Source organism: Nostoc sp. PCC 9305, from assembly GCF_963920915.1.
Classification (GTDB): Bacteria; Cyanobacteriota; Cyanobacteriia; order Cyanobacteriales; family Nostocaceae; genus Nostoc.
In genome coordinates, this window is sequence record NZ_CAWUDN010000239.1 from 1 (window position 1) to 1,865 (window position 1,865).

Below are 1,865 nucleotides of genomic sequence, written 5' to 3' on the forward strand. Positions count from 1 at the left end.
GGGGATCAAAAGGCTGTGGTGCAACTCTAGAAGACTTGTGTGTACACCGTAGCCCCGCTTGCGGGGAGGGGTTGGGGGTGGGGTGTTAGGGACTTTTAGTTATCCGACTGTTCACTGATTTTGCTCAAGATAACTTTGTCAGAAATCCCAAGAATTTTTTGGTATTTGATGTTAAGAGTGTTCGGCGATAAGCATCAGCGGCTTTTTTAATTGCTTCAGCTTGAGTGGGATAAGGATGAATTACACTGCTTAACTTGCTCAAACCAATCTTATTCACCATTGCCGTAGTCACTTCTGAAATCATCTCACCTGCGTGACTGGCGACAATAGTTGCACCGATGATTTCATCAGACCCCTTTTTATGGTGGATTTTGAGAAATCCTAACTCTTCACCATCTGCGATCGCTCGATCTACACTATTAAAAGGTATGTTGATGGTTGTCACCTCAATACCCAATTTCTGCGCCTCGTGTTCGTACAAACCTACGTGAGCAATTTCTGGGTCAGTATAAGTTACCCAAGGCATCACCAGACTACTGAGTTTCGAGCGTCCTATGCCAAAGGGAGAAAACAGGGTATTTTTAATTACAATCCGCGCCGCTGCATCAGCAGCATGGGTAAACTTCCAGTTCATGCAGATATCGCCAGCTGCGTAAATTTTGGGATTGGTCGTTTGCAGGTAATCATTTACCTTTACGCCTTGGTGCTTGTCATATTCTACACCCACAGCTTCTAAATTTAGATTTTCGACATTTGGCGATCGCCCCGCACCGACCAAAATTTCATCGACTGTCACCGAATCTCGATGACCGTTGGAAGAAAAGTAAAGGCGTTTCCCTTCGGTGACAGTTACCACTTCCTCCAACTTGGAATCTAGTACTAGGCGAATTCCTTCGTTAATCAAAACCTTTTGGAGAATTTTAGCGGCTTCAGCGTCTTCTTTATTCAGGAGATGAGAACCGCTATGGAAAAGCACCACCTCACAACCCAAACGCCGGAAAGCTTGTGCCAATTCGCAACCAATGGGCCCGCCACCAATCACCGCCAAACGTTCTGGTCGTTGAATTAAGGAAAAAACCGTCTCATTGGTTAGATAACCCGCCTGTTCAATTCCCGGAATCGACAGTTGTGCGGCTCTTGCGCCAGTCGCAATTACAGCTTTTTTAAACTTGAGGGTTTTGTTGCCAACTTCCACGGTATTTTTACTTGCAAATCGACCGCTACCCAAAAAGACATCAACACCCAATGAAGAGAAGCGCTCCGCCGAATCATTATGGCTGATATCAGCTCTTATCTTCCGCATCCTGGCCATAACTTTGGGAAAATCAACATCAATATTATGTTGGGGAATATTAACTCCCAAGTCTTTAGCATCCCAGATTTCGCCAACGACGCGAGCAGAACGAATAATAGTTTTAGATGGTACGCAACCAACATTTAAGCAATCTCCACCCATGAGATGCTTTTCAATTAACGCCACCTTTAAACCCAAATCCAGACCCGCAGCACCCGCAGCCACGACTAATCCCGCCGTACCAGCACCAATTACTACCAAGTCGTAAACATCGGCGGGTTTAGGATTAACCCAATTTGGCGGATGGACGTAAGATACCAACTTTTGGTTATACTCGTCAATTGGGCGAACTGTGACTCTTTCTAAATCTGAATTGGTCATTGGCAAAACCTCTTTTAAAATTAAGAATCCCGATTAATTTTTTTATGCTTGTTTATAGCGGTTCTCGATTGGGTGAGCTACAAGAACCCCTCTTCCCTTGCGGGGCTACGGTGTATACACATCTTTGTATAAAATCAAAATCGTTGAAGATCCCCCTAAATCCCCCTTAAAAAGGGGGACTTTGACTCTG

1 protein-coding gene is annotated in these 1,865 nt (G+C 44.8%); it reads right to left on the bottom strand.

Annotated features, from left to right (window positions below):
* Positions 1–124 precede the first annotated feature (124 nt).
* Positions 125–1,675 (bottom strand): mercuric reductase, encoded by a 1,551-nt coding sequence (locus tag ACM0OX_RS35540; protein ID WP_414519897.1) that lies wholly within the window; start codon positions 1,673–1,675, stop codon positions 125–127.
* Positions 1,676–1,865 lie beyond the last annotated feature (190 nt).